Genomic DNA, 11,009 nt, shown 5'->3' on the forward strand with positions numbered 1-11,009 from the left:
TCCTTTAGAGGGGCGGGCCGAGCACTCAGATAGGATCACGCATCAGCCCGTCTGACCGGGTGTTATGATCTGGAATGAGCCATCATTGAATTTCACAAAACACGAAGCGCTGTTGAGCGGCGGCAATGTGGTGGTTCGGGTCGCCGGAACGCGTGACTTCACGTTCTGTTTGCAAGGCGGCAGGCTAACAGGCCGAAACCCTTTTTTCGCCATGCATTGCGCTTCGACAGAGTTGCGCAGGTTCTGGTTCACATCCACGGTGTAGACGCGGCCCGGCTGCCACCAGCCCGCGGATCGATAGCAACGGCCGTGGCCGTCGCAATATGTGCGCCCCGGCCAATAGGTTGGCGGGCTTTGGCGGACCTGATTGGCAACTGGCACCTCTTTGGCCGCTGCAAGCTGGCACTGCGTGGTCTCTTGCTGCAGGCGAGATACGGTTTCACCCTCGCGATAATAGAGCGAAAGCGGCCCGCATGAGGACAGCACCATCAAGGGTACGAGCATAGGAAACAGCGTTTTCATATGCTTATCTTGCCGCAGCTAAACGACGATGACAATTCAATTGACCGCTTTGGGGGCATCTGTCATTCAATCCTTTCAGGCAGAAGGGCCAGAAACATGAAGGTCATTATTTGCGGCGCGGGTCAGGTTGGCTGGCAAATTGCGCGGCACCTTTCGGGCGAGCTGAACGACGTCACCGTCGTGGACAACAATCCCGATCTGGTGCGTCGGGCGACGGAAACGCTGGATGTGCAGGGCATCGCCGGGTTTGCAAGCTACCCCGACGTGTTGGAGCGGGCAGGGGCTCGGGACGCCGACATGATCATCGCCGCGACCCATTCGGATGAGGTGAACATGGTCACCTGTCAGATGGCGCACTCGGTGTTTTCGATCCAGCGCAAGATCGCGCGACTGCGGTCGAAATCCTATCTTGAGGCGATCCACTCGGACCTTTATCGCCGCGATCACCTGCCGATTGACGTGGTGATCAGCCCGGAACGCGAAGTGGCCGCTGCCGCGATGCGCCGGCTGTCGGCCCCGTCCGCCTTTGACACTGAAATCTTCATGGATGAGAAAGCACAGCTGCTTGGCATTCGGGTGGAAGAAGATTGCCCGATCGTAAACACGCCGCTGCGGCAACTGACCGATCTGTTCTCGACTCTCAGTTCGATTGTGGTCGGCGTGCGCCGCGAGGGGACTCTGTTTGCGCCCGAATCCGAGGATCAGCTGTTCGTCGGCGACGAATGCTATGTCTTCACAAATGTGAATGACGTGGACCGGACCATGGAAGTGTTCGGCAAGGCGCAGAAGCGGCAGGACCGCGTGGTGGTCGTCGGCGGCGGCAATGTCGGGCTGGAAGTGGCCCGGACGCTGGAAGAGCGCGAAAGCCGCGTACGTGCCAAGATTATCGAGCGCGACCGGCAGAGCGCAGAGATCGCCGCCGAAGCTCTTGAGCGGACGATTGTGCTGCACGGCGACGGGTTGGATTCCGGGTTGCTGAGCGAGGCCGGGATCGAACGGGCCGATGCGATGCTGGCGGTGACCGATGACGACCGTACAAATATGCTGGCCGCCGTTCGCGCCAAGGCCGAAGGCTGTGCGCTGGCAATTGCACTGATAAACGATCCCAGCATGGTGGCCCTGATGGGGCCATTGGGCATTGACGCCTATATCAACCCGCGTGCGACAACCGTCAGTTCGATCCTGCGACACATCCGTCATGGGCGCGTGCGGCAGGTCTATTCTATCGGTGACGCCGAAGCCGAAGTGATCGAGGCCGAGGTCCTGTCGACCTCGCCGATGGCCGGGCAGCGTCTGCGCGATATCGACTTCCCCGAAGGTGTTCTGGTGGGGGCCGTGCGTAAAGGGGACGAGGTTCTGCGACCGACGGGCAGCCTGCGGATCGATGAAAAGGATGTGGTGGCAATCTTTGCCATGGCTAAGGACGTGCCAGAGGTCGAGCGCCTGATGCAGGTTTCAATCGATTTCTTCTGATGGCGCGTGCGGGGACACAACAGTTCGGGCTTTTGCGGCGGTTGCCGCTGTTTCTGCTGATCTGGGCTATTGCGTCGCTGGCCATGTGGATTCCGGCGATTTATGCGCTGGCGCTGGACGATCACTCAACGTCGCGATCCTTTCTTTACTCGGGCCTTTTGGGGCTGTTTCTGGTTGCCACAATCGCGATGGCGTCGTCCAACCGCGTTCCGCGACGGGGGACATTGGGTCAGTTAGCGGTGATGTTGGGATGTTTCACCATCCTTCCCATCTTTCTGGCCATCCCGTTTCACGACGCGCTTGGAACGACCATTTTTCTCAACGCCTATTTCGATATGGTCAGCGCCCTGACGACCACGGGGGCGGATCTGTTTCCGAACCCTGATCGCCTGTCGGCACCGCTGCATCTGTGGCGCGCTTTGGTCGGCTGGATGGGCGGCCTGCTGATGTGGATCGCGGCTGCCGCGATCCTTGCTCCGTTGTCACTTGGCGGGTTCGAGGTCACGGCCAAGGGGCAACCGGGGCGCCCCGTGTCCGGGGTGGCGCAAAGCGAACGCGTGGACCCGCGTGGCCGTCTGATCCGCGTGGCGAAGACGCTGACGCCGGTTTATGCCGGGCTGACTGCAGTGATCTGGGTACTTTTGCTCATCGCTGGTGAAGTCGGATTGACAGCCGTCTGTCATGCGATGGCTGTTATGGCGACGTCCGGGATTTCTCCGGTCGGAGGGATGGAGGGGGCTCAGGCCGGTTTTACGGGTGAAGCAATCCTGTTTCTGTTTCTGTTCTTCGCCCTCTCGCGCCTGACCTTTTCGAAAGATACCGCCACAACCGGCTATTCCCGTCTGGATACGGATCCCGAGTTTCGTATCGGCCTGATGATTGTTCTGGCCGTGGCGATCTTGCTGTTCTTCCGCGTGTTTGCCGGGGTGACAGAAATCGGTGGTCAAATCGAACCCTTACAGGCATTGCAGGTTATCTGGGGGATGCTGTTCACCGTTCTGGCCTTTTTGACAACCGCTGGTTTCGAAAGCGCAAACTGGAACGATGCGCAACAACTTTCCGGGCTGGGAACACCGGGTCTGCTGCTGATGGGGCTGGCATTGATCGGCGGCGGTGTCGCAACTACGGCCGGAGGTGTCAAACTTTTGCGTGTCTTCGCACTGTACCTGAACGGCGCACGTGAGATTGACCGATTGATCTATCCCTCATCGGTCAGTGGTGCAGGGGGCGGTAACCGGCGCATTCAAAGCGATGGTGCCTTTATCGCCTGGATCTTCCTGATGCTTTTTGCGCTTACGCTTGCTGTTTTTAACCTGCTGTTGGCGGCGATGGGGTCTGGGTTTGAACAAGCGATGGTGCTCAGCGTTGCAATGCTCAGCACGACGGGGCCTTTGATCGATCTGGCCACGGATGTTCCAATTCGCCTGATCGACCTGTCCGCCGGTGCCAAACTGACCCTTTGCGCGGCAATGGTGATTGGTCGTTTGGAAACACTGGCAATCATTGCCCTGATCACACCTTCTCTGTGGCGGGATTGAACCGGGCGCATGTCGCGAGTGTTAACGCCTGATTTTTCATCTGGAATATCTGCGCATAGCACTCCATACTCTCCGAGAGGGAGCGCGTTGGTCCGCAGCGCGTAGCAAGAACAATGGCGAGATTATAAAAATATGGCTTCGGACAGACAGAATCTTCAGGATGCCTTCCTGAACAATGTACGGAAAGCTAAGGTTCCGGTTACGATTTTCCTGATCAACGGTGTAAAACTGCAGGGTGTGATCACCTGGTTCGACAATTTCTGCGTATTGTTGCGCCGCGACGGACAGTCGCAGTTGGTATACAAGCACGCGATTTCGACCATCATGCCATCGCAGCCGATCAACCTGTATGAGGGCGAAGACGCCTCTTGATGGAACATGACCGGACGCGCACCCGAGCCTGGGTGCTGCATCCCGAAATCAAATCAGATGAACAGCGCCGTGTCCCCGAACCGGCGCTGGAAGAGGCGGTTGCACTGGCCGCCGCATTGCCCGATCTGGATGTGATCGGGTCCGAAATCGTTCGCGTTCAACGCGCCCAAGCGGGGCATTTGTTCGGCAGCGGCAAGATCGAAGAGCTTGGCGAGCGATTTCACGAAAACGAGGTTGAACTGGTTCTGATCGATGGGCCGGTGACGCCGGTTCAGCAGCGTAACCTGGAAAAGGCGTGGAGGGTCAAGATCCTCGACCGGACCGGGCTGATTTTGGAAATATTCAGCGACCGCGCACGGACCCGCGAAGGTGTGCTGCAGGTCGAGATGGCGGCGCTTAGCTATCAGCGCACGCGGCTGGTGCGGGCCTGGACCCACCTTGAACGTCAGCGGGGCGGATTGGGGTTTGTCGGCGGACCCGGCGAAACCCAGATCGAAGCCGACCGCCGCGCCATTGACGAACAACTGGTGCGCTTGCGGCGCCAATTGCAGAAGGTGGTCAAGACCCGCACGTTGCACCGAGCGGCGCGGGCAAAGGTGCCTTACCCGATTGTTGCATTGGTCGGTTATACAAACGCTGGCAAATCCACTCTGTTCAATCACCTGACCGGGGCCGAAGTGATGGCCAAGGACATGCTGTTCGCCACGCTGGACCCGACCATGCGCCGCGTACAGTTGCCTGATGGCCCCGAGGTAATCCTGTCCGACACGGTGGGTTTCATCTCGAACTTGCCGACCGAACTGGTGGCGGCCTTTCGGGCTACGCTGGAAGAGGTGCTGGGGGCTGACCTGATCGTCCATGTGCGCGACATCAGCCACGAGGAAACGGAGGCGCAGGCGCAGGATGTCGAGGCGATCCTGACCTCGTTGGGGGTCGATGAAGAGCGGCCCCGGCTTGAGGTCTGGAACAAGATCGACCTGCTCAGCGACGATGAGCGCGAGGCGACTTTGGCACGCGCGGAACGCGATCCGGCAATTTTCGCCATTTCGGCGGTGACCGGTGAAGGGATCGACCCTTTGCTGTCCGAGATCGCGACCCAGTTGCAAGGCGCGCGGCATGAGGAGGTTTTGAACCTGTCCTTCTCGGAGGGTAACAAACGGGCCTGGCTGTTCCGTCAGGATGTTGTGCGCAGCGAAGAACAGACCGAAGAGGGCTTTCGCATCACCGTTCTGTGGACTGATAAACAAGCGTCTCAGTTTGAGGCGCTGTAGATTTGGCGGCAGGGCTGAATATGTCTGACAAGCCAGATCAGCGGGTGTTTTTGAGCGGCTATATCACCGTGCCTGCCGACCGATTGGAAGAGGTGCGCGCGGCCCTGCCGGAACATGTGAAACTGACACGCAAGGAAGAGGGTTGCATTTCCTTCGAAGTGATCGAAGATCCGACCAGTCCGGGTCGGTTCAACGTGTCAGAAGTGTTCGTGGACCAGCAGGCCTTTGACGCGCATCAGGCGCGGGCGCAGGCGTCTGACTGGTCTCGGATCACTCAGGGGATTCCGCGAAACTACAAGATAGAAAGCGGAACCAACAGGGGCTAGCTCAGGCCCCGTCTATCTGCCGTTGATAATCATCCGCGTCGAACCAGCCCAGCGATGATTGTACCAGGTAATCCGGCGTCAATTCCCACTCTTCCCATCCACGCGCTATGACGTGATTGCCGGTTTCAGCGTGGTGCCCTTCGAGAGTTTTGACAAAAATGGCATGAGATCCGGCCCACCGCATCATGTCGCAGCGTACCTCCAGATCCGGAAAATCCGCGTAGAAGCCCCGGGCCATGTCGGCAATCGCCGCGCGCCCTTCGATCGGGTCGCCCCGGTTGATCGTGATCTGGCCGTCTGGCGCAAAGAATCCGGCAACCGCGTCGGGGTCACCTGAACTCCAGGCGATAGCGTAATCGCGTGCAAGATTATTTAGGACATCCCGAATACTGGCCATAATCGTTCCCCCTTGGTCCCACATAATCGGCCCGATGATGTTAGGCGAAAAAGGCTCAAGGTGCCACGATGGCGCAGAAATCGGGGCGAGGACTTGCCGAATAGGCGGATTATCGCGGGATCAGATTGGTCACGCCAACGGCGGCTGCGCGGGCCAGATCAAGGTCCAGTGACATCGGAATATACTCGCCACGCCGCCACAGCTGCGCCTGATCGTCATAATAGCGCGACAGGAAATGGCCCGACTGCCCGGTCGCCGTGATAAAGACCGAGCTGTTGGGATCAGCAAAGTCATAAACGCCGCGATACCCCGCCCCATGTACATTCTGGAACGGGTCCGGCCCTTCTCCCGAGGTGCGTCCCCGCAGCAGGGTATTGTCGCCACCGCTGGTCGATTGGCGAATGTTTACGAAAAACCTCAGAACAGGGACAGATCCAAGCACCGGGTGGTCGTGCGTCGCCTGATGCGCGTCGCCCCAACGCAAGGACTCCAGCGCGCTGCCATAGCGTTCGGAGATCCAGATCAGGGCGTCATCCAGCGCCAGCCGCGACATCTCGGTGCAGGTCTCGACCGGGGCGCTTTGCAGCACATCGCACCAGACGCCAGCGCCGTCGATGTCGCGATAGACCCGTTCAATGAACAGCGGTTCGACATGTTTGTATTCGCTGGCCAGTGGTCCAAGTTCGTCCGAGATCAGACGGATTTGCAGGGCGCGCAGCCAGGCCGCATAGATCAACGGCTCGGGCAGGTGTTCGTTCATCTCGCCGTTCCAGTCCGCAAGCAGGGACAGGGCTATCTGCCGTTGGCGCTCTGGTGTGCCTTCGGGGGCCGAGGCACCGGTGAACCACAAATCGGCACCGATCAGCGGAAGCAGGGACCGCGCGGTAAAGCTGACCGTGTCTAGTTGCGCTTCGATAAAGCTGTCGCGGGTATGCACCTCGCGCGATTGCATCAGGCGTTCCCAACGATGCACGCGCTGTGTATCGCCCCATTCATAAGACACATGATCCGGGAACGGGCGGTCGATGATCTTGTTGTTGGTGTTGCCCAGAACGCCGCCGACGGGGGCCACGAATTCCGGGTTGTCGGCATAGGGCAGGCGGCCTTGCCAGCGGTTGGCCTCGATCCAGCCGGGCGAGGGGATGCGCCCACGGCTTTGGTTTTGCAGATCGCGCCGGGGCATTGCGCCAATCAGCTTCATCCCGATTGTGGTCTTGTCGACCAGCGACAGGTTCTGAGACGGGGCGATGAAGCGCTCTCCAACCGTGATGGCCTCTTGCACGCTGTCAGCGTTCATCAGCGCCATGGATGCCGACATTGACGTGTCTTGCGGGCTAAGCGCGGTCCAGGACAGGGACGCTACGTGCCCCGGTGGTGTGATGGTTTCCAGCTTGTAGTCCGTGCCCGGCAGAACCGGCCCGTTATCCGTCCAGCGAAGGGTCAGCGTAACCGGGGCCTTATCCTTGATCTCAATGATCGAGGGGCGCGTCTGAAACTCCTTGAAGCCGTCCGGGGTCAGGTATTCTTCCGGGTTATCAGGATTGAGCTGTTCGATATGAACGTCCTGATCGTCGAGATATGACGAAGTCAGCCCCCATCCCAATCGGTCGCTGCGCCCGGTCATGATGGCGGGCACGCCGGGGATCGAGGCCCCGATCACACCGCCTTTTTGCAGACCAAGATGTGCCAGATACCACACCCCTGGTGCCGTGAAGCCCAGATGCGGGTCGTTGGCCAGCAATGTGCCTCCGCTTGCCGACCTCGATGGGGCGGCGGTCCAGGCATTGGACGCTCCGGCCAAACCGCGCTTTGGAATGGGCGACAAGGGTGACTCAGGGGTGTCCAAACCTGCGGCATAACGTGGTAGATTGGGGAACAAAGCGGCATATTCAGGAAGTGCCGCAATACCGGGTCCGGGCACGTCAGGCAGGATATCCGCCAAACGGGCGGGATCGTTCAGCATCAGCGAGGTGCGGGCGCGCAGAACCTCATCGCTCAGGTGGCCTGACAATTGCAGCGCCATCAGCTTGATCACCGCGATGCTGTCGCCCGGCTGCCAGGGTGAGACTGGGGCGTTGAACAGGAACATTTCCGGAGCACCGCGCCCCAGAGCCTCTTCGTTGATTTCGGTCAGCCGGGCGTTGACCCCAGCGGAATAGGCGCGCAGTGCAGCCTTGGTATAGTCGTCCTGCACCTCGACCGAGCGGTGGGCAAGGCCATAAAGGTCCAAGCGGCGCAGAAGCTTGTCGATGTGAAGCGTGCGTGGGCCAAAGACCTCGGATAAACGCCCCTGGGCGGTGCGGCGCATCACCGTCATTTGCCACAGCCGGTCCTGCGCATGGGCATACCCCAGGCCAAAGAAAACATCGGGGTCATTCTGGGCCAGAATATGCGGAACGTTGGCCGTGTCGCGTACGATCTCGACCGGGGCGGTCAGCCCATCGACCTCAAGCGTCTGGTCATAGTCGGGCAGGGATTGGCTGGCCAGAAAATAGACAAGGCCCACCGCAGCGAGGATCAGAATAATCAGACCCGACGCGATGCGCACCAGCCAGCGGAAAACAAGACCCATTACTGCCCCAGATTCTTATTCAGATGAAGGTTGGGCAGAGACTAGAGGATGGAGGGTCTGACCGAAAGAGGAACGCGGCAAGAACCTGCGTGGAAAGGGTTAAAACGAATGCCCCGCCGCAGTTTTACGCTGCGACGGGGACCGTTTGAGGGGGAAGTGGTAATCCGGATTATGGAATGATGCGGGTGTATTTCGTGCCTTCGACGGTCGCGCCGAATTTCAGACCGGCCTGGCCAAAGACCACCGCCAGCACCGGCGAACGCAGTGTTGTCGTGTCCGTGGACAAGGAATTCCCGGTTGCGTCAACCACGTACCCGATATCGGCACCTGCCGTCCATCCGCTGGAACGGCGGAAATCGTTCAGCGCATCTTCGGTCATGAAGAACAGGATATGCGCATATTGCTGCGCACCGAGTTGCAGGCCTGCGGTTCCGGAAATTGCAGAATAGTAATCGACCGTCGCCCCGTTGATGCGCAGCGCGCCTTGGCCGTAAGCGCCGCCAAAAAAGATCAATCCGGCGTCGGTGATCAGGGGCATAACCAACATGCCGTTGGCTTTGTTCGCGATGTCAACAGTGTTGGGGTATTTCGCGTACATCTCGGTCAACGTGGCATCAACGCGCGCATCGATTGTCGCTGCGTTGGAACTGCCGACACCGTTGCCGCAGGCTGCGGTCAGGGTTAGCCCTGCCATGCCAAAGGCAAAGCCGCGACGATTCAGTCGGGGGGAATTGGAACTGCTCATGGTTTTTTGTCTCTGTAACTGTGCCTGATGTGTCGGGTATTCCCGATCTTGGCGGCAAGGATACGCCGATTAGGGCGATGTGTCACGGGAAAGCTGTCCGCCTGCGCAGGATTATCGGCGAAAAGTCGCGAGTCTTTGGGGTTTTAGCTTTGCAGCGTGCGCGCAACCTGAGGCGCGAAATAGGTCAGGATTCCGTCGCACCCGGCGCGCTTGAAGGCCAGCAGGCTTTCCAGCATCACCTTGTCGCCATCGATCCAACCGTTCTGAGCCGCCGCCTGAATCATCGCGTACTCGCCAGAGACCTGATAGGCATAGGTTGGCGCGCCAAAGCTGTCTTTCACCCGGCGGCAGATATCCAGATAGGGCATTCCCGGTTTGATCATCACCATATCCGCGCCCTCGGTCAGGTCGCGTTCGATCAGGCGCAGCGCCTCGTCCGAGTTGGCCGGGTCCATCTGATAGGTTTTCTTGTCCCCGGTCAGGGCACCCGATGCGCCGACCGCGTCGCGGAACGGGCCGTAAAAGGCACTGGCATATTTCGCGGCATAGCTGAGGATCATCACATTGTGATGGCCTGCACCTTCCAGCGCGCTGCGCATTTCCCCGATACGGCCGTCCATCATGTCCGACGGGCCGATGATATCCGCACCTGCCTCGGCTTGGGCGAGGGTCATCTTGACCAGCGCCTCAACGGTTTGATCATTCACGATCTCGCCATCGACGACATAACCGTCATGGCCATTGATGTTATAGGGGTCCAGCGCAACATCGGTCATTACGGCGATATCCGGGGCCGCTGACTTGATCGCCCGAATGGCCCGGTTCGACAGGTTATCAGGGTTCCAGGCTTCTGCGCAATCTTCGGTTTTCAGCGAAGGATCCGTGTAGGGAAAGATGCAAATCGCCGGAATCTCAAGCGCTTGGGCTTCGACCGCCGCCTTTGCAATCAGATCTACCGAGCGGCGCATCACGCCTGGCATTGAAGGGACCGGCTCTTCAATCCCTTCGCCATCGCGTACGAATACGGGCCAGATCAGGTCATCAGTGGTAAGAGTGTTTTCGCGCACCAGCCCGCGAATTGCCTCGGATTGACGGGCGCGCCGAAAGCGGGTCATGGGATAGGGGGCAATGGTCGGTTTCATGGCGCGTTCTCCTTGAACATTCGTGCATTGGGTGGCATGAATTCACAAAGGTCTCAAGGGTATCAATGGACGCGGCTGCGTGGCAGAACCTCCCTGAGTGGTTTGAATAAAGGGTTGGGTTTGGACTGGTACTCTTCGATCTTTGAAGTCATCGACATGCGCAGCTTTTCGAATCTCTGGTTCTGGATTGTGCTGGCAGTTGCCTGGTCGTCAGCCAGTCACTGGGTCATGGGCATTCCCTACGATCTGGTGGTGCGCGCCCGGCGGGTCGGGGGGCAGGTCGAGGTTGATCTTCTCGACATCGTTCGCATTCACACCAACCGAATTCTGCTGATCGTGGACATGTCAGGTACCATATTGCTGGCGGCTGGATGTTTTTTGTTCACTGGCCTGGCGACGTTAGGGTTTTATTACGGTGTCGAAATTGCGCAGGCCGTGTTTTTGCTGCTGTTTCCGATGACGCTGGTGCTGTTGGTAAACATTGTGCACGCAAGGCGTTTGCGGCAGCAGGAGCTGACGATTGAGACGGTTTCAAAGACGATTTCGCGCTGTCGGCTGTATACCCAGATCATCGGCATGATCTCGATACTGGTCACTTCGTTCTGGGGCATGTATCAGAACATTTCGATCGGCGTTCTGGGATAGCAAATC

Annotated in this window: 11 protein-coding genes; 6 read left to right on the top strand and 5 right to left on the bottom strand. The window is 59.0% G+C overall.

All coding sequences use genetic code 11. The features are described from left to right. Positions 1–42: 42 nt before the first annotated feature. Positions 43–522 carry a hypothetical protein gene (locus tag ACR0LF_RS01505; RefSeq protein WP_480573925.1) on the bottom strand — a complete coding sequence of 160 codons (480 nt, stop codon included), beginning with the start codon at positions 520–522 and terminating at the stop codon, positions 43–45. Between the two features lie 96 nt (positions 523–618). Between ACR0LF_RS01505 and trkA the strand changes: the two genes are divergently transcribed. From trkA to ACR0LF_RS01530, 5 genes are all read left to right on the top strand, one after another. After that, positions 619–1,995 carry a Trk system potassium transporter TrkA gene (trkA, locus tag ACR0LF_RS01510; RefSeq protein ID WP_480573928.1) on the top strand — a complete coding sequence of 459 codons (1,377 nt, stop codon included), beginning with the start codon at positions 619–621 and terminating at the stop codon, positions 1,993–1,995. Next, positions 1,995–3,533, top strand: coding sequence for a TrkH family potassium uptake protein (locus ACR0LF_RS01515; protein WP_480573930.1), 1,539 nt, complete (start codon positions 1,995–1,997; stop codon positions 3,531–3,533). Before trkA ends, ACR0LF_RS01515 begins: the two co-directional genes overlap by 1 nt. 132 nt (positions 3,534–3,665) lie before the next feature. Next, on the top strand, positions 3,666–3,905 hold the full coding sequence (hfq, locus tag ACR0LF_RS01520) for an RNA chaperone Hfq (protein ID WP_005982826.1): 240 nt from the start codon (positions 3,666–3,668) through the stop codon (positions 3,903–3,905). After that, entirely contained in the window at positions 3,905–5,176 is a 1,272-nt protein-coding gene (gene hflX / locus ACR0LF_RS01525; protein WP_480573934.1) for a GTPase HflX, read from the top strand. The genes hfq and hflX overlap by 1 nt, the downstream gene beginning before the upstream one ends. A 20-nt stretch (positions 5,177–5,196) precedes the next feature. Continuing rightward, complete coding sequence (locus ACR0LF_RS01530; protein WP_480573937.1) at positions 5,197–5,502, top strand: putative quinol monooxygenase; 306 nt, start codon at positions 5,197–5,199, stop codon at positions 5,500–5,502. Between the two features lies 1 nt (position 5,503). On the opposite strand, the gene ACR0LF_RS01535 is transcribed toward ACR0LF_RS01530, so the two are convergent. The 4 genes from ACR0LF_RS01535 to hemB all read right to left on the bottom strand — a co-directional run bounded on the left by ACR0LF_RS01535 (position 5,504) and on the right by hemB (position 10,358). Then, entirely contained in the window at positions 5,504–5,899 is a 396-nt protein-coding gene (locus tag ACR0LF_RS01535; RefSeq protein ID WP_480573940.1) for an SgcJ/EcaC family oxidoreductase, read from the bottom strand. A 109-nt stretch (positions 5,900–6,008) separates the two neighbouring features. Then, positions 6,009–8,471: a penicillin acylase family protein gene (locus ACR0LF_RS01540; RefSeq protein ID WP_480573943.1), complete on the bottom strand. Its 2,463-nt coding sequence runs from the start codon at positions 8,469–8,471 to the stop codon at positions 6,009–6,011. A 169-nt stretch (positions 8,472–8,640) separates the two neighbouring features. Beyond that, on the bottom strand, positions 8,641–9,216 hold the full coding sequence (locus ACR0LF_RS01545; protein ID WP_480573946.1) for a lipid-binding SYLF domain-containing protein: 576 nt from the start codon (positions 9,214–9,216) through the stop codon (positions 8,641–8,643). A 143-nt stretch (positions 9,217–9,359) separates the two neighbouring features. After that, positions 9,360–10,358, bottom strand: a complete 999-nt coding sequence (gene hemB / locus ACR0LF_RS01550) for a porphobilinogen synthase (RefSeq protein WP_480573949.1) — start codon at positions 10,356–10,358, stop codon at positions 9,360–9,362. A gap of 120 nt (positions 10,359–10,478) precedes the next feature. On the opposite strand from hemB, the gene ACR0LF_RS01555 reads away from it, so the two are divergent. Continuing rightward, complete coding sequence (locus ACR0LF_RS01555; RefSeq protein WP_480573952.1) at positions 10,479–11,003, top strand: component of SufBCD complex; 525 nt, start codon at positions 10,479–10,481, stop codon at positions 11,001–11,003. Positions 11,004–11,009 lie beyond the last annotated feature (6 nt).

The sequence above is a fragment of the Ruegeria sp. E8 genome, assembly GCF_056533985.1.